The 14,808-nt window shown below is 62.8% G+C and carries 17 protein-coding genes; 15 read left to right on the top strand and 2 right to left on the bottom strand.

The window, feature by feature from the left end; translation table 11 throughout:
* Positions 1–3: 3 nt before the first annotated feature.
* Both KCN53_RS12405 and rplQ read left to right on the top strand, forming a co-directional pair.
* Entirely contained in the window at positions 4–1,053 is a 1,050-nt protein-coding gene (locus KCN53_RS12405) for a DNA-directed RNA polymerase subunit alpha (RefSeq protein ID WP_088712161.1), read from the top strand.
* A gap of 99 nt (positions 1,054–1,152) precedes the next feature.
* The gene (gene rplQ / locus KCN53_RS12400) at positions 1,153–1,575 is read left to right on the top strand and encodes a 50S ribosomal protein L17 (protein WP_088712162.1); all 423 of its coding nucleotides are present in this window, start codon (positions 1,153–1,155) and stop codon (positions 1,573–1,575) included.
* Positions 1,576–1,710: 135 nt separating this feature from the next.
* Here the strand turns inward: rplQ and KCN53_RS12395 are convergent, their stop codons facing one another.
* Positions 1,711–2,058: a hypothetical protein gene (locus tag KCN53_RS12395; protein WP_088712163.1), complete on the bottom strand. Its 348-nt coding sequence runs from the start codon at positions 2,056–2,058 to the stop codon at positions 1,711–1,713.
* Positions 2,059–2,369: 311 nt separating this feature from the next.
* On the opposite strand from KCN53_RS12395, the gene KCN53_RS12390 reads away from it, so the two are divergent.
* From KCN53_RS12390 to KCN53_RS12365, 6 genes are all read left to right on the top strand, one after another.
* Positions 2,370–3,482 (top strand): iron-containing alcohol dehydrogenase, encoded by a 1,113-nt coding sequence (locus KCN53_RS12390; protein WP_243444625.1) that lies wholly within the window; start codon positions 2,370–2,372, stop codon positions 3,480–3,482.
* Between the two features lie 3 nt (positions 3,483–3,485).
* The gene (locus KCN53_RS12385) at positions 3,486–3,926 is read left to right on the top strand and encodes an acyl-CoA thioesterase (protein WP_088712165.1); all 441 of its coding nucleotides are present in this window, start codon (positions 3,486–3,488) and stop codon (positions 3,924–3,926) included.
* Positions 3,927–3,989: 63 nt separating this feature from the next.
* Positions 3,990–4,574, top strand: a complete 585-nt coding sequence (locus tag KCN53_RS12380; RefSeq protein WP_088712166.1) for a hypothetical protein — start codon at positions 3,990–3,992, stop codon at positions 4,572–4,574.
* A gap of 46 nt (positions 4,575–4,620) precedes the next feature.
* Positions 4,621–6,180 carry a glutamine-hydrolyzing GMP synthase gene (gene guaA, locus KCN53_RS12375; protein WP_088712167.1) on the top strand — a complete coding sequence of 520 codons (1,560 nt, stop codon included), beginning with the start codon at positions 4,621–4,623 and terminating at the stop codon, positions 6,178–6,180.
* 263 nt (positions 6,181–6,443) lie between these two features.
* Positions 6,444–7,730 carry a tyrosine-type recombinase/integrase gene (locus KCN53_RS12370; protein WP_431768019.1) on the top strand — a complete coding sequence of 429 codons (1,287 nt, stop codon included), beginning with the start codon at positions 6,444–6,446 and terminating at the stop codon, positions 7,728–7,730.
* Positions 7,730–8,065 (top strand): type II toxin-antitoxin system ParD family antitoxin, encoded by a 336-nt coding sequence (locus tag KCN53_RS12365; protein WP_224199645.1) that lies wholly within the window; start codon positions 7,730–7,732, stop codon positions 8,063–8,065. Before KCN53_RS12370 ends, KCN53_RS12365 begins: the two co-directional genes overlap by 1 nt.
* A gap of 141 nt (positions 8,066–8,206) precedes the next feature.
* Here the strand turns inward: KCN53_RS12365 and KCN53_RS12360 are convergent, their stop codons facing one another.
* On the bottom strand, positions 8,207–8,485 hold the full coding sequence (locus KCN53_RS12360) for a helix-turn-helix transcriptional regulator (RefSeq protein WP_088712168.1): 279 nt from the start codon (positions 8,483–8,485) through the stop codon (positions 8,207–8,209).
* Between the two features lie 263 nt (positions 8,486–8,748).
* Here KCN53_RS12360 and KCN53_RS12355 point away from each other — a divergent pair, with 263 nt between their 5' ends.
* The 7 genes from KCN53_RS12355 (at position 8,749) to KCN53_RS12325 (ending at position 14,807) form a co-directional block, all read left to right on the top strand.
* Positions 8,749–9,708, top strand: a complete 960-nt coding sequence (locus KCN53_RS12355) for an ArdC family protein (RefSeq protein WP_088712169.1) — start codon at positions 8,749–8,751, stop codon at positions 9,706–9,708.
* The gene (locus KCN53_RS12350; protein ID WP_088712170.1) at positions 9,705–10,109 is read left to right on the top strand and encodes a DUF2958 domain-containing protein; all 405 of its coding nucleotides are present in this window, start codon (positions 9,705–9,707) and stop codon (positions 10,107–10,109) included. The genes KCN53_RS12355 and KCN53_RS12350 overlap by 4 nt, the downstream gene beginning before the upstream one ends.
* 124 nt (positions 10,110–10,233) lie before the next feature.
* Positions 10,234–12,360 (top strand): ParB/RepB/Spo0J family partition protein, encoded by a 2,127-nt coding sequence (locus KCN53_RS12345; RefSeq protein WP_088712171.1) that lies wholly within the window; start codon positions 10,234–10,236, stop codon positions 12,358–12,360.
* Positions 12,361–12,780: 420 nt separating this feature from the next.
* A complete protein-coding gene (locus tag KCN53_RS12340) occupies positions 12,781–12,945 on the top strand; it encodes a hypothetical protein (RefSeq protein ID WP_121583342.1) in 165 nt (54 codons plus the stop codon).
* 194 nt (positions 12,946–13,139) lie between these two features.
* Complete coding sequence (locus tag KCN53_RS12335) at positions 13,140–13,688, top strand: hypothetical protein (protein WP_088712172.1); 549 nt, start codon at positions 13,140–13,142, stop codon at positions 13,686–13,688.
* 65 nt (positions 13,689–13,753) lie between these two features.
* Positions 13,754–14,170 (top strand): hypothetical protein, encoded by a 417-nt coding sequence (locus KCN53_RS12330; RefSeq protein WP_088712173.1) that lies wholly within the window; start codon positions 13,754–13,756, stop codon positions 14,168–14,170.
* Positions 14,163–14,807, top strand: a complete 645-nt coding sequence (locus tag KCN53_RS12325; protein ID WP_088712174.1) for an antitoxin of toxin-antitoxin stability system — start codon at positions 14,163–14,165, stop codon at positions 14,805–14,807. Before KCN53_RS12330 ends, KCN53_RS12325 begins: the two co-directional genes overlap by 8 nt.
* Position 14,808 lies beyond the last annotated feature (1 nt).

Genomic DNA, 14,808 nt, shown 5'->3' with positions numbered 1-14,808 from the left:
TACATGGCAGTCAACGCAAAGAACTGGCAGGAACTTACCAAGCCCACCGCCCTGGAGACGAAGTCCACCGATGGCCGCCGGAAGGCGACCTTCGTTGCGGAGCCGCTTGAGCGCGGCTTCGGCCTGACGCTCGGCAACGCGCTGCGCCGCGTTCTGCTCTCGTCGCTCCAGGGTGCGGCCATCACGTCGATCAAGCTCGACGGCGCGCTGCACGAATTCTCCTCCCTGCCGGGTGTGCGCGAGGACGTCACCGACATCGTCCTCAACGTGAAGCAGATCGCGCTGAAGATGGAAGGCGGCGAGCAGAAGCGTCTGCAGCTGTCCGCCACCGGCCCGGGCGAAGTCACGGCGGGTCAGATTTCGGTATCCGGCGACATGGAGATCATGAATCCGGACCACGTCATCTGCCATCTCGACGACGGCGCGACGTTGAACCTCGAGCTGACCGCCGATTCCGGCAAGGGCTACACGGCTGCCGCCGCGAACCGCGCTGCGGACGCGCCGATCGGCCTGATCCCGGTCGACTCGCTCTACTCGCCGGTCCGCCAGGTGTCGTACAAGGTCGAGAATGCCCGCGTCGGTCAGGAACTGGACTATGACCGCCTGGTGCTCACCATCGAGACCGACGGCACGGTAAAGCCCGATGATGCTGTGGCCTATGCCGCGCGCATTCTTCAGGACCAGCTGGCGCTCTTCATCAACTTCGAGGAACCCACGGCGATCCAGGCCGCTCCGTCGACCGCTGCCGCGACGACGGAAGAGAGCGACGACGCGCAGATGAATCGCTACCTTCTCAAGAAGGTGGACGAGCTCGAACTGTCGGTCCGCTCGGCGAACTGCTTGAAGAACGACAACATCATCTACATCGGCGACCTTGTGCAGAAGAGCGAGGCGGAGATGCTCCGTACGCCGAACTTCGGTCGCAAATCGCTCAACGAGATCAAGGAAGTCCTCTCCTCCATGGGGCTGCGCCTCGGCATGGAACTGCCGGGCTGGCCGCCGGAGAATATCGAGGAAATGGCGAAGAAGCTGGAGCAGGACCTGCTCGGCTGATCATGCCCCTAGGGGTCAGTGGCGGCCGCCTCTTCATAAGCGCCGCCGGGACGGGAGTACCTGATACGGCTCCCGCACGAACCGGAAGGAAAGTGACAGATGCGTCATCGTTACGGACAGAAGAAACTGCAGCGCACCTCGGCGCACCGCCAGGCCATGCTGCGCAACATGGCTGCCGCGCTGATCAAGCATGAGCAGATCAAGACCACGCTGCCGAAGGCGAAGGCCCTGCGGCCCTATGTCGAGAAGCTCGTCACCCTCGCCAAGAAGGGCGGTCTATCGAATCGCCGGCTCGCCATGTCGCGGCTGATGGACGAGCAGCAGCTGAAGAAGCTGTTCGACGTCCTTGCGGATCGCTACGCGGATCGTCCGGGTGGCTATACGCGCGTGCTGAAGGCGGGCATCCGTTCCTCCGACGCGGCGCCGATGGCGTTCATCGAGCTGGTCGATCGCGATACGTCGGCCAAGGGTCAGGATTCCGGCCCGGTCGAATCCGACGAGGACTTCGAAGAAGCCGCCTGAGCGTCTCGCAGTTCAAAAGTTTCGAAAGGGGAGTGGCCTTCGCCGCTCCCCTTTTTCGTGTCGGTAGTTCCGTCGCGAGCGCGAAGGTTCAGTGGCGCGAAGGCTTAGTGGCTTCGCCGTCTCAGCCGGCGCGTCTTATCGGGTGCAGCAGAGAAGCAGGCCGCACTTCGCGCGGCCCGTCGGGCATTCCACCGTCGCGGCGATGATCGCTTCGCAAGGGCCAGCCTCCAGAACGTTGCTTACCCGGTCGTCGTTGAAACTTACCAGGCCCAGCGCTTCGGTCGCGTCGGCTATGCCGTCGATCGGCAGGGTCCGCCCGTTCGGGTCTCTCAGATCAGAGCGGGCGATGATGCGCCCGTCATTGGTGACGAGCGCGGCGGCGACGAAGCCGGGATAGAATGTCGTGAACCGGTGCAGCCGGATGGCGGCGGTACTCGCGCTGGGGCGGTCTCCCGGAGCGCCCGCGGCGATCCGTAGGGGCATTTCCGATGCCAGAGAAGCGGCGAGGTCTCCAAATCCCGGAGGAAGCGGCGGCGGTGCAAGATCATGCACAGCCTGATTTGATAGCTTTGAACGCGCGATTTGAAGCATAAGGACCCCCTGAGCGGACTCGGCCTCATAGGCCCGCTCAAAATCTTCTACAGGTCTTATGACAGTCAGGTCTTAAGCCTTCCTTTAGGGGACAATTCGCCTCCGATCACGCAGGCGGCCCCCAATCCGCCTTGCGGATGCGAACATGAAACCGCAATACGGCCAGAATGCAAACGGAATTTTCCTTTTCATATGGTCCGAAGGTGCGTTCGGGCCCCGGCTCAACTGCCCAGCTGGCAGAGGTTTTGCCCTCCGGCCCGGTGCTTTTCGTCACGGACAGGACCGTTCGCCGCCTCGGCCTCGCGGACGCCGCTTTTGCTGCACTGCAAGAAAGCGGGTGCGAGATCAGTGTCTTCGAGGATGTCGAGGCCGATCCGAGCGCTGACACGGTAGAGGCCGCTGCCGCGCAGGGGCGAGAGGCAGGCGCGGCGTCGGTCGTCGGCTTTGGCGGCGGCAGCCCGATGGATGTGGCGAAGACGGTCGCCTACCTGCTCGGCTCCGGCGACTCGCTCGATGACATTTACGGCGTCGACATGGCTAAGGGCGAGAGCCTGCCGCTCATCCTGGTGCCGACCACGGCCGGCACCGGTTCGGAGGCGACACCGATCGCCATTCTGACGGTGGGCGGTGCGGAAAAGAAGGGCGTGGTGTCGCCGGCCCTCTATGCCGACTGGACCTTCCTCGATGCGGAACTGACCATCGGCCTGCCGCGTGCCGTGACCGCTGCGACCGGCATCGATGCGATGGTTCACGCGATCGAGGCCTATACCTCGAAGCGGCTGAAGAATCCGCTCTCCGACGCATTGGCGCGCGAGGCGCTGCGCATCTTGTCCGCGCATATCAGGACCGCGTGCGACGACCCGGAGAACCGGGAGGCGCGCGGCCAGATGCTGCTGGGCGCGCATCTTGCCGGCGTTGCCTTTTCCAACGCTCCGGTGGGGGGCGTCCATGCGCTCGCCTATCCGCTGGGCGGGCATTTCCATGTCCCGCACGGCCTGTCGAACGCGCTGATGCTGCCGCATGTCCTCGGCCACAATATGGAGGCTGCTCGTGAGCATTATGCGGAACTCGCCGTCGACGTGAATCCGAAGCTTGGATCGCTCGGGTCGCAGGGACGGGCGCAGGGCTTCGTCGAGGAAATGCGCTCACTGATTGCCGAGACGGGTCTCAGCCCGCGGCTGCGCGACGTCGGCGTCGAGGCCTCGCATCTCGACCTTCTGGCAACGGAGGCGATGAAACAGGAACGGCTTCTGATCAACAATCCCGTCGACATCAGCCGCGCCGATGCTCGCCGCCTTTATGAAGCGGCGCTCTAGCCGATGAGCCGGGATCCGCTGAAGGGCCGAGAGGCCTATCCGGTCTTTCGCCGCATCGTCACGCGCTGGAACGACAATGACGTCTACGGCCACATCAACAATGTGGCCTATTATTCCTTCTTCGACACGGCGGTGAACGCTCACCTTATCGAAGCAGGCCTTCTCGATATCGAAACCAGCGAGACCATCGGCCTGGTGGTGGAAACCGGCTGCCGATACGCCGCCCCGCTGGTCTATCCGCAGGAAATCGAAGCGGGAATCCGCGTGGCGAAGCTGGGCACGTCGAGCGTCCGCTACGAGGTCGGGATCTTCGCGTCCGGCAGCGAAGAGGCCGCCGCGGAAGGGTTCTTCGTGCACGTCTATGTCGACCGCGAAACCCGCCGGCCTGCTCCCTTGCCGGCGAGCTGGCGCGCGGAACTGGAGCGTCTCGCCGGTTCAGCATGAATTCAGAAGCCGGCGCGCACCGTGGCGACGTCATTCAGCTCTAACTTGGGGGAGCGCCGGATCATGCGCCCTGTCCGAACCCTGATCGCCATTCCCATCGCCGCCATGGCCATCACCACCGCTGCCGATGCGCACCGGAAGCCCTATCGCCATCATCACGAGGACAAGTTCGACGTTGGCGATGCCATTGTCGGCGCCGCCATCGTGGGCGGGCTGATCGCCATTCTCAGTTCCGGCAAGGACAAGGACGAACGCCGCGCGGACCCGCCCGCTCCACCCGCGCCCTATCCGGCGGACGACGACTATCCGCCGGCGCCCGACTGGAACGATCGGCCGGGCGGCTATGACCGCGGTCAGGACTATGGCTATGCGGACCCCGACTATGAACGGCGCTTTCCGTCGGAACGCGCGGCGGTGGATGCCTGCAGCGAAGAGGCCGAAGCTCTTGGCGGGCGCTACGGTGCCGACGCCCGGCTCAGCCGGATTTTCGATGTCGATGCCTATGAGCGGGAATATCGCGTGTCGGGAGAAGTCCGCATTGACGACCGCCGGTCTTCGCGCATCCACACGGCGGGCTTCACCTGTTTCGCCGATGGCGGTGACGTCACGGGCTTTCGCTTCGAAGAGCAGGTTGCCTATCGCGACTGACCGTCTGCCGCTGGACGAATCTGGCCGGCGGGAATAACCGCGCGGCATGAGCGTCACTCCTGCAGAAACCATTCTGGTCGTCGACTTCGGCAGCCAGGTCACCCAGCTGATCGCCCGCCGCATTCGCGAAGCCGGCGTCTATTCCGAGATCGCGCCCTTTTCGAAGGCCGAGGAGGCCTTCGCACGGCTGCAGCCCAAGGGGATCATCCTGTCGGGCAGTCCGGCCGGCGTGCCGGAAGAGGGCAGTCCGCGTGCGCCGCAATGCCTGTTCGATGCGGGAGTTCCCATTCTCGGCATCTGCTACGGCCAGCAGGTCATGACCCACCAGCTCGGCGGCACGGTCGAGCCTGGCGATTCCGGCGAGTTCGGACGCGCCTTCCTGACCGTGACCGAGGAGTGCAGCCTGTTCGACGGGCTGTGGGAAGTCGGCGAGCGGCATCAAGTCTGGATGAGCCACGGCGACAAGGTCACGTCCTTCGCGCCCGGCTTCTCGATCGTTGCCACATCCGATGGTGCCCCCTTCGCACTCATCGCCGACGAAACCCGGAAATATTACGGCACGCAGTTCCATCCCGAAGTGATGCACACGCCCGACGGCGCGAAGCTGCTCGCCAATTTCGCGCGTCATGTCTGCGGCATCGCCGAGGACTGGACCATGGCGGAATTTCGCGACCAGAAGATCGCCGAAATCCGCGAGCAGGTCGGCGACGGCAAGGTGATCTGCGGCCTTTCGGGCGGCGTGGACTCCGCCGTTGCCGCGGTACTTATTCATGAGGCGATCGGCGACCAGCTGACCTGCGTCTTCGTCGATCATGGCCTGATGCGCGCGCAGGAGGCCGAGCAGGTCGTTTCGCTGTTTCGCGGTCACTACAATATCCCGCTCGTCCATGTGAACGCGGAGGAGACGTTCCTGTCGGGCCTTGCGGGCGAAACGGACCCGGAAAAGAAGCGGAAGTTCATCGGCAAGACCTTCATCGACATTTTCGAGGAAGAGGCCCGCCGCATCGGCGGCGCCGACTATCTGGCGCAGGGGACGCTCTACCCCGACGTGATCGAGAGCGTCAGCTTCACCGGCGGACCTTCGGTGACGATCAAGTCGCACCACAATGTCGGCGGCCTGCCGGAACGTATGAACATGCAGCTGGTCGAGCCGCTGCGCGAACTGTTCAAGGACGAGGTGCGCGACCTAGGCCGCGAACTCGGATTGCCGGATGCCTTCGTCGGCCGTCATCCCTTCCCCGGACCGGGCCTTGCCATCCGCATCCCGGGCGAAGTCACGAAAGAGGCCTGCGACATCCTCAGGAAGGCGGACGCCATCTATCTGGAGGAAATCCGCAAGAACGGCCTCTACGACGCGATCTGGCAGGCCTTCGCCGTACTGCTTCCCGTGCGTACCGTCGGCGTCATGGGCGATTACCGCACCTATGACCGGGTTTGCGGATTGCGCGCGGTTACCTCGACCGATGGCATGACCGCGGACGTCTTTCCCTTTTCCGCCGAGTTCCTGTCGAACGTCGCGACCCGCATCGTCAACGAGGTGAAGGGCATCAACCGCGTCGTCTACGACTATACCAGCAAGCCGCCCGGCACGATCGAATGGGAATGATTCAGGGCCATCCGAACGCCGCCGACAATGCGCCAGAATTTCCCCTAACACTCTGATTAAAAATAATTTTTTATCCGCTACCTATCGAGACCTATCGGTGGGTAGCAATCACAAACACCGTCACGATTGACGGTGCTCGCTCATATTGATCACGGCCGTCTCAGAAAGTACCGTCACAAGAGCTGAGGATTGTGACGGTACTTTTTCCAAGGTAAGGCACTGATAATAAAGTGATTTAGGCGTCACGAACCTCCCAAAACCGCATGACGGTACTTTTCGGAGGCTGCGCGAAGATGTTGACGGACGCTGCGCTTAAGGCGCTCAAACCAAAAGACAAAGTCTACAAGGTGTCAGACAGGGACGGCATGTATGTCCGTGTCACGCCGACGGGTCTGATCTCCTTCAGCCTGGATTACCGGCTGAATGGGCGCCGCGAGACCGTCTATCTCGGCAGATACGGACGTGACGGCATTTCGCTCGCACGGGCTCGCGAACTCTGCTTGGACGCCAAGCGCGCAGTCCGAGAGGGCCGCTCACCCGCAATTGAAAAACAGCGCGAGAAGCGCCGTCTGAAAGAGGCCAAGAGCTTCGGTCAGTTCGGCGAGAAGTGGCTGGACAAGGCTCCGATGGCGGACAGTACCAGAGCGATGCGGCGCTCGATCTTCGATCGAGAGTTGCTGCCCGTCTGGCGCAACCGGCTGCTGCGCGAAATCACCCCAGATGATCTGAGAGCTCTCTGCGCCAAGATCGTCGATCGCGGTGCGCCTGCAACGGCCATCCACGTCCGGGACATCCTCAAGCAGATCTACAGTTTCGCGATCCTGCACGGCGAGAAGGTGCCCAATCCCGCCGATGAAGTCGGCCCAGCTTCGATTGCTGCATTCCGGCCCAGAGACCGTGCGCTTTCACCGACAGAGATTCGCATCATGCTCAGGCAACTGGAACATGTCCCGACTTTGCCGACCATTCGCCTCGGCATGAAGCTCTTCCTGCTGACGATGGTTCGCAAAAGCGAGCTGCAGGACGCGGTTTGGGACGAAGTGGACTTCGAGAACGCGGTTTGGAGCATTCCGAAGGAGCGGATGAAGCGCTCCAAGCCGCACAATGTGTACCTTTCCCGACAGGCGCTCGACATCATGATCGCGCTCAAGACCTGTGCCGGCAATTCCCGGTATCTGCTGCCCTCGCGCTACGATGCGGATGCGCCCATGTCGCGGGCGACGTTCAACCGCATCACCTACGCGGTGGTCGATCTGGCGCAGAAAGAGGGGCTGCCATTGGAGCCGTTTACAGTTCACGACTTACGACGGACCGGCTCAACGTTGCTGAATGAACTCGGCTTCAACAGCGACTGGATCGAAAAATGCCTCGCCCACGAAGACGGACGGTCTTCGCGCGGTGTCTACAATAAGGCGGAATACGAGGTTCAGCGCCGCCATATGCTCCAGGAGTGGTCGGACGTTGTTGACGCCTGGGTGGAAGGTCGCAAGCGGCCAGTCACACTGCTCCCCCCGACCATGCCTATGCTTGAGCCCGACCCTGCCCTTTGATGGGCCAGCGCTGGGCGGATGCCGGTTCGATCGATATCAGTGGGACATTGGCATATATTGCCAATGAACCGATGGAGCCTCGCATGGCCACAAGAAATCTCGTGCTCACCGATAGTCAATCTGCCCTGGTCGACCGACTGGTGGCGTCAGGGCGATATCAGAATGCATCCGAAGCCCTTCGTGCGGGATTGTGTCTTTTAGAACGCGAGGATGCCGAGCTTGATGATCTACGACTCTTGTTGATGACAGGTCTTGGACAAGCCCGTGGTGGCGAGTTGGCTGAAGGAAGTGGTGAGGACGCGATCCGTCGCGCGTTTGCTGCGACTCGCTTGTAATCCTGATGCCCAAATCCTGACGCTTGACACAACACGCAGAGCTATCGCTTGCCATCGTAGTTGTCGGTCACCGGAATGCAAACCAGGGTTATGTGGGGCATCGGTATGACGGGCGCTCGACTGCTCCTGACCCTCAAATACTTAAGCTGAATTCCGCCCATGCCCTTTGACGGGTCGGAACTTCCGCCGGGTGACGTCGGGGTGATTGGCACGCGGGATTGGCTTGGCGCGCCGGCTTTCGAGCCACGCTTCGACCTCGGCAAGATCCCAGACGACGCATCTGGGTGAAAGGGCAAAGCGGCGGGGAAATTCTCCGCGCTGCTCCATCTCGTAAATGGTGCTGTCCGCCAGAGGAACGATTTCTCGCAGTTCATTCCTTCGGATCGAACGTTTGACGGGCCGGTCGCTAACGGATGGCATCTGCAGCTCCTGAACGTGGTGCGCTGATGCGATTGGAGCCGATATGTGCCGATAAGGGCCAGCAGAAATTCGCCGCGGCGTATGGTCGGCGGCCATGGCGTGCAGATCGGATAGGCTTGATGCTGATCGCGGTCTCTTCTCGGGCGGGTCTCCCCCTTTTAGGCCTCACCCCGGCTCCTAGAGTAAGAGTGCGGACGGGGTTTGCCGTGACGGGTTGAAGGTCGGGAGAGAGGCTTCCGGCGCCCGTCGCGGAGACAATCCCGATGGCCAGACAGAACCGCGCCGCACGCGACGGCGGCGACCGCACCAATCTCTATGACGAGATTACCGCGAAAATCATCAACGAGCTGGAGCAAGGGCGGTTGCCCTGGGTCCAGCCCTGGGGCACGGCGGCGAAGGCACCGCTCGCGATGCCGAGGAACGCCGCGACGGCTCGGCAATATTCCGGGATCAACATTCTGATCCTCTGGGGCGCCGTTGTTCAATACGGCTATCCGACCCAGCATTGGCTGACTTTCCGTCAGGCCCTGTCGCTCGGCGGTAATGTCCGGAAAGGTGAGCGCGGCACGACCGTCGTCTATGCTGACCGCTTCACGCCCGAGGATGAGAAGCGCCGCGCGCGAGAGACGGGGGAGGAAGCTGGCAGTATCCCGTTCCTCAAGCGCTTCACCGTGTTCAACACGGCGCAATGCGAGGGCTTGCCTGAGGATGTTGTTGTCGAGGCGCCGCCACCGCCGCCCCACATGATCGAGCCAAGGGTCGAGGCGCTGATCCGGACGACCGGAATCGACTTCCGCATCGGCGGAAATCAGGCCTTCTATGTTCCCGCACATGATTACGTTCAGGTGCCGCCGCCACAGGCCTATTTCGAGCCGATCGACTGGCACCGGACGGCCCTGCACGAGCTGGGCCACGCCACGGGTCATGCCTCCCGGCTCGGGCGGGATATGTCGGGCCGCTTCGGCACCAGGAAATACGCATTCGAAGAACTGGTCGCCGAAATGAACGCGGCCTTCTGCTGCGCCTCGCTTGGCGTTGTGCCGACCGTGCGCCATGCCGACTACATCGGCTCCTGGCTCGAGGTGCTGCGCGAGGACAACCGCGCCATCGTCCGCGCCGCTTCCCAGGCCAGCAGGGCGGCCGATTGGCTTCTGGCGCATCTGCCCGCCGAAGACGCTGGCGAAGTGGATACAGCGTCGACGGATCGGAGGGCTGCGGCATGATCCTCCTAACCAGCACCCAGTGCGAGCAGCTCCTCGCCAATGGCCGCCAGCGCGATGTCGACCACATCCCCGTGGTAAAATTCTTCAATCCGTTGGGTAGCGGCGTCTGGCTTGCCACCGAATTGGATAGCGACGGTGACATCCTGTTCGGCCTCGCCGATCTGGGATTTCCAGAGCTTGGAAGCTGGAGTCTTGGCGAAATGCAGGCGTTCCGCTTGCCCTTTGACATGAGGATCGAGCGCGATCTGCACTTCACCGGCGATTTCCCGATCTCGGTCTGGGCTGACATGGCGCGGCGAGCAGGTGGCATCCGCGAGGCCGAGCGCATTCTTTACTCAGGCGCCCGAGCTCCCTCCACGCCGACCCCGAAACCGACCGATACGCAAAGCCGGAAACACTGAATCCCGCTTCTCCGGCTTTGCGATTTTGCGCCGCTCTCTTGAGAGGAAGAGGGCGGCGCTTTGCTTCGTGACGGGTTGGTGGCCGGAGAGAGAGTCTCCCGGCGCCCGTCATGGAGTAAGGCATATGGCTACTGCCGTTCAGAAGATCACCCTCGCGTCCTCGCGCGATATTCCGTTCAACAAGCTGGCGCTGAGCCAGGCCAATGTTCGGCGCGTCAAAGCTGGCATCTCGGTCGAGGAACTGGCCGAATCCATCGCCCGCCGCGGACTGATCCAATCCCTGCATGTCCGGCCGGTTCTCGATGCCGAGGGCAAGGAAACCGGCATGTTCGAGGTGCCCGCAGGCGGTCGCCGCTATCGGGCCCTGGAATTGCTGGTCAGGCAGAAGCGTCTCGCAAAGACTGCGCCCGTCCCGTGCGTCATATCCGAGGCCGATGCTGACATCCTGATCGACGAAGTCTCGCTCGCGGAAAATATCGAGCGCGCGCCGCTTCATCCGCTCGATCAGTTTCGGGCCTTCCAGGCGCTGCGCAACAAGGCGATGAGCGAGGAAGCTATAGCAGCCGCCTTCTTTGTCGACGCGAAAGTCGTCAAGCAGCGCCTGCGTCTTGCTGCGGTCTCGCCCGTGCTTCTCGACGTTTACGCCGAGGACGGCATGACGCTCGAACAGCTCATGGCCTTCACCGTGTCAGAAGACCACGCGCGGCAGGAACAGGTCTGGGACGCGATCAAGGATTCCTGGCAGAAAGAGCCGCACTATATCCGTCGCCTCCTGACCGAAACCGCAGTGCGCGCCTCTGACAGGCGAGCGCTTTTTGTCAGTATCGAGGCCTATGAAGCCGCCGGCGGCTATGTGCTGCGCGATCTCTTTCAGCGCGACGACGGCGGTTGGCTTCAGGACCCTGAGCTGCTCGACCGCCTGGCGGGCGAAAAGCTCAAAGCCGAAGCCGAGTCCATTGCGACCGAAGGCTGGAAGTGGGTCGAGGTAGCGGTGACCTTTCCCTATGGCCACGATCACGGTCTGCGGGAACTTGAGGGTTCGGTCGCCGATCTGACCGACGATGAGCGGGCCACCCGCGAAACCCTGCGCGAGGAATATGACCGGCTCGAAACCGAATATGCCGAGGCCAACGAGCTGCCCGATGAGGTCGATCAGCGGCTTGGTGAGATCGAGCAGGCGCTAGAAGAATTCGAGCGCAGGCCGATGATATACGATCCCGAACAGGTTGCGCGGGCTGGTGTCTTCGTCAGCATCGATGGGAACGGCAAGCTGCGGGCCGAACGGGGTTATGTTCGGCCCGGGGATGAAGCGGCAATTGATGGCGAAGATCCCGATGGCTCTTCCGGGCCGGCCACAGAGGGCGCTGTAGCTGGTGTGTCGCGTACGGTCGTCAACGTTGGTGGCGACAGCGAACCTCAGGACCACGACGATGAGGCCGAGATTGTGCGGCCGCTGCCGGACCGGCTAATCAGCGAGCTGACCGCACATCGCACGCTCGCGCTGCGCGATGCTGTTGCGATGAACCCCCATATTGCGATGACCGCGCTGCTGCATCGGCTGGTGATGGACACCTTCCTGCCGCAGCCCGCCAGGGGATGCCTGGAGGCCCATGTCCGCCAGGTTCACTTGCCGGCACAGGCTGAGGATTTGCGCGACAGCGTCTCGGCGCAGTCTGTTACCGAACGGCACGAACGCTGGGGCGATCACATCCCGGCTGACGATGAGGCGCTCTGGAACTGGCTGACCGATCTCGATGACGAGTCCCGCATGGAGCTTCTCGCCCATTGCGTCAGCTTTGGCATCAACGCCCTTTACGAAAAGCCCAATCCTTATAGCGGCACGGGCGTCAGCCAGCACGGGCTGGAGGTGCGTCTCTCCCAGGCGAACCGTCTGGTGCGCGCTACCGGCCTCGATATGGTGGCGGCGGGCTGGAAGCCGACCGTCGGCAACTATCTCGGCCGTGTGACCAAGCCGCGCATCCTCGAGGCGGTTCGCGAAGGTGCAGGTGAACGGGCCTCGGAGCTGATCGGCCATCTCAAGAAGGGCGACATGGCTAAGGAAGCCGAGCGCCTGCTCGCCGATACCGGCTGGCTGCCCGAGCCGCTGCGCACGATCGATCCCGCTGTGGAGCCTGACGCTTTGGCGAAAGGCGATGTCGATGTGGACCTTCCTGAATTCCTGGCAGGCGATGGCGAGGATGACATCGTCGATGACGAGGACGAGGCGCAACAGATGGTCGCCGCGGAATGACCGTAACCCGGGGCGGCTCCGGCTGCCCCGTCTCTTCCTGAGGCGATCGGAATGGAGTGAGCCGCGCCAGTGTCGCCCAGGATCAATCCCGTCATGGCTGGCGCAATGGGTGCCGTCCCAGGCTGAGGGAACATCGCTTATTGCTCGCGTGGCATCCAGGCTGGCGCGGCGAACCGATCCGTAACGGATATGCGGATTCCTGTCGGATGCAGAACACCACCCCCGCTTCCATTCGCAAACCTTGGTCTGAGCCGTCGTCTTTGCATTCAACCCGCAAGGGGTCGGCTTGACGCTCTGCGTGCCGCCCTCGCGGATTCGGACAAGCCGAACGCGCGAGGGTGATTGCAGATCCGGTCAGACACTTCGGGCGCCTGTCGCGCGGGGGATGGTCCCCCGCCTCCAAGACAGGAGCCGGAACCCATGTCCTATGCAGATGCTACTGCCTTTGCCGCCAGCCTCGCCGCCACGCTGATGACTGTGATCGTCGTGTTCCAGGCCGGAGATGGCACCCATGGCGCCATGCCCGCCAATGAGTTCGATGGCGACGAAGAGATGGTGAAACTCGAACTCGATCCGTGGGCCTGAAGGCACGGGAAGAGCCTCCTCCCGATGGCCCGGCGCGCAGGCAACGCAGCCGGGCCATCGCTTTGCGGGTGACCTCTTACCGCCGGCGATAGCGGCCATACCCGGCACGAAAGAGGTAGAGTGCGGGCCGGTTGGCCGTGACGGGTTGGTGGCCGGAGAGAGAGGCTCCCGGCGCCCGTCGCGGAGTAGCTCCCATGTCCCTTCACCGCTCATCCGGGTTTCGCCCGATCGGCGAAATCCTCGCCCGGCAGGTGCTGCCCGGGCTGCGTAGCGCCCTTCGGTATCCGCTACGGGTTTCCTGTCTCGGCACTGTCCGTTTTGTCGATGATCACGATGCAGACGAATTCGACCGGACTGTCGTTCTCGGCGAATGTACCTCTCCCCAAGACGCCATGACGATCGCGGCACAGCGCGTTTCGCGTGACGATATTCGCGTTGGAGAGGACGACACGCTGCGCTTTGAGGCGCGCATCGCCGCAATTCATGACTCGACCTACGGTCTGGTCCTCGCCGGAGAAATTCGGGCTCGGGCCATTGTCTGGCAGCAGCCTGTCACCTCTGACGCGCAAGCCCGCCGTATCGTGAGCGAGGCAAGCCGATTGCGCGGCAGCGCCTCGGCAGCTTGCAATGCCCGGTTGGCCCGCAACCTGCGCTATCGCGCCAGTCTCCTCGAGACACGCCTGGTCGATCGCGGCTGGCGGGAGACCGCCGCGGAACTGCTTAGCCTGCCCCGCGCCGCCTGATTTTCATCCCCTTCCACGCAATAGGCCTGGTCCTGCGCCAGGTCTCGTCATGTCCGGAGGCCGTCATGGCTGACTATTACACCCATTTTTCCTGCCTGCTCGATGTGGGCAGCCCTGAGAACGCTGTCCGCGCGCTCGAACTCTATAATGCGCTGGCGGACGAAAACGCCGCCGAAGATCCGTCATCGGATGGCTTCCTGCTGTCGATCCAGCCCGAACATGGCGGTACGCAGCTCTGGATACGCGACGATCCCACCGGGGATCCCGAGCACGTCATCCAGTTCGTCAAGCGCTGCGCCGCGGCGTTGGGGCTCAAGGGCCGGTGGGGCTTCCAATATGCCAACACCTGCTCGAAGCCGCGCCTCGATGGTTTCGGCGGCGGAGCGCACGTACTCGATCTTTCGACCGGCGAGACCGTGGACTGGATCTACACCGACGGCTGGCTCGCGACCGTGCTGGAGGGAGGTGATCCCCATGCCTGAGATCATCGAAACCACGGTCTATGGCCTCAACGAGCTTTCCGACACGGCGAAGGACAAGGCCCGCGCCTGGTATCGTGAAGGCGGCTTCGACTACGATTGGTTCGACGCCGTCTATGAGAATTTCCAGCGCATCGCCGAGATCCTCGGTATCCGCTTCAAGACCCGGGCTGCGCGCCTGATGGGCGGCGGATCGCGGCAGGAACCCTGCATCTGGTTCCGGGGCTTCTGGTCGCAAGGTGACGGCGCGTGCTGGGAGGGCTTCTACTCGTATGGCAAGAATGCCTCAGCCGCGATCCGGGCTTACGCGCCGCAGGACGAGATGCTGCATGGCATCGCCGATGCGCTTCAGGATGCCCAGCGGCGCAACTTTTATCAGCTTCGCGCTGACGTTGGTCATCGCGGCCATTATTACCACGAATACTGCATGGAAATCTCGGTCGAGCGGGCCAGCCCGAACTGGCAGGACATGACCGCCGACGCGGAGGACGTCGTTACCGAGGCGCTGCGCGATCTGGCGCGCTGGCTCTATCGCCAGCTCGAGCGCGAATATGACTACCTGTCCTCCGATGAGGTGGTGGACGAGACCATCCTCGCCAACGGATATACCTTTACTGAAATCGGTGGCCGTTTTGGCTGAA

It is taken from the genome of Pacificimonas aurantium (assembly GCF_020092905.1).
GTDB lineage: Bacteria > Pseudomonadota > Alphaproteobacteria > Sphingomonadales > Sphingomonadaceae > Pacificimonas > Pacificimonas aurantium.
The sequence above is the reverse complement of the archived record's forward strand: the minus strand, read 5'-3'. Positions and strand labels throughout refer to the sequence as shown.

Bases quoted from the DNA above. Each gene is read 5' to 3' on its own strand.
- KCN53_RS12355 (WP_088712169.1), top strand. From the start codon at position 8,749: ATGGCCAGACAGAACCGCGCCGCACGCGACGGCGGCGACCGCACCAAT.
- KCN53_RS12340 (WP_121583342.1), top strand. From the start codon at position 12,781: ATGTCCTATGCAGATGCTACTGCCTTTGCCGCCAGCCTCGCCGCCACG.
- guaA (WP_088712167.1), top strand. From the start codon at position 4,621: ATGAGCGTCACTCCTGCAGAAACCATTCTGGTCGTCGACTTCGGCAGC.
- KCN53_RS12325 (WP_088712174.1), top strand. From the start codon at position 14,163: ATGCCTGAGATCATCGAAACCACGGTCTATGGCCTCAACGAGCTTTCC.
- KCN53_RS12385 (WP_088712165.1), top strand. From the start codon at position 3,486: ATGAGCCGGGATCCGCTGAAGGGCCGAGAGGCCTATCCGGTCTTTCGC.
- rplQ (WP_088712162.1), top strand. From the start codon at position 1,153: ATGCGTCATCGTTACGGACAGAAGAAACTGCAGCGCACCTCGGCGCAC.
- KCN53_RS12365 (WP_224199645.1), top strand. From the start codon at position 7,730: ATGGGCCAGCGCTGGGCGGATGCCGGTTCGATCGATATCAGTGGGACA.
- KCN53_RS12405 (WP_088712161.1), top strand. From the start codon at position 4: ATGGCAGTCAACGCAAAGAACTGGCAGGAACTTACCAAGCCCACCGCC.
- KCN53_RS12395 (WP_088712163.1), bottom strand. From the start codon at position 2,058: ATGCCCCTACGGATCGCCGCGGGCGCTCCGGGAGACCGCCCCAGCGCG.
- KCN53_RS12350 (WP_088712170.1), top strand. From the start codon at position 9,705: ATGATCCTCCTAACCAGCACCCAGTGCGAGCAGCTCCTCGCCAATGGC.
- KCN53_RS12330 (WP_088712173.1), top strand. From the start codon at position 13,754: ATGGCTGACTATTACACCCATTTTTCCTGCCTGCTCGATGTGGGCAGC.
- KCN53_RS12335 (WP_088712172.1), top strand. From the start codon at position 13,140: ATGTCCCTTCACCGCTCATCCGGGTTTCGCCCGATCGGCGAAATCCTC.
- KCN53_RS12360 (WP_088712168.1), bottom strand. From the start codon at position 8,485: ATGCCATCCGTTAGCGACCGGCCCGTCAAACGTTCGATCCGAAGGAAT.
- KCN53_RS12345 (WP_088712171.1), top strand. From the start codon at position 10,234: ATGGCTACTGCCGTTCAGAAGATCACCCTCGCGTCCTCGCGCGATATT.
- KCN53_RS12380 (WP_088712166.1), top strand. From the start codon at position 3,990: ATGCGCCCTGTCCGAACCCTGATCGCCATTCCCATCGCCGCCATGGCC.
- KCN53_RS12370 (WP_431768019.1), top strand. From the start codon at position 6,444: ATGACGGTACTTTTCGGAGGCTGCGCGAAGATGTTGACGGACGCTGCG.